At 64.2% G+C, this 397-nt stretch carries 1 pseudogene; it reads right to left on the bottom strand.

The window, feature by feature from the left end:
- A pseudogene (locus CFII68_RS25665) lies at positions 1-321 on the bottom strand (hydroxymethylglutaryl-CoA lyase); the annotation flags it as partial.
- Between the last annotated feature and the right edge of the window lie 76 nt (positions 322-397).

The raw sequence follows: 397 nt of genomic DNA, 5'->3' as shown, positions 1-397 counted from the left end.
CGCTTCGGACGCGGCGGCGAACACCGCCACTTCTTTTACACCCGCCGCCAGCGCATCTTCAAAACCCCGCAGGTTTGGCGCCAGGGCGCCATAGGTCACACCGGGCTTGCGCTGGATCTGCGCGAACACCTCGGCGGAACCGGCCATTTGCGGCACCCACTTGGGCGAGACGAAACTGCCGACTTCGATGTAACCCAGGCCGGCGGCGCTCAAGGCATCCACCAGGCGCACCTTGTCGGCGACGCTGATGGGCTGTGCTTCATTCTGCAGCCCGTCACGGGGGCCGACTTCGATCAGGCGTACAAAGGAGGGGAGGGACATGGGGATTGACCTGTAGTGAGTTGCCAAAGTATCGAGAACGATGCTGCCCCCTGTGGGAGCGAGCTTGCTCCGGGCG

The organism is Pseudomonas sp. CFII68 (genome assembly GCF_000416195.1).
Classification (GTDB): Bacteria; Pseudomonadota; Gammaproteobacteria; order Pseudomonadales; family Pseudomonadaceae; genus Aquipseudomonas; species Aquipseudomonas kilonensis.
Note: the sequence above shows the minus strand (reverse complement) of the source record. Positions and strands in the feature narration are given on the sequence as shown.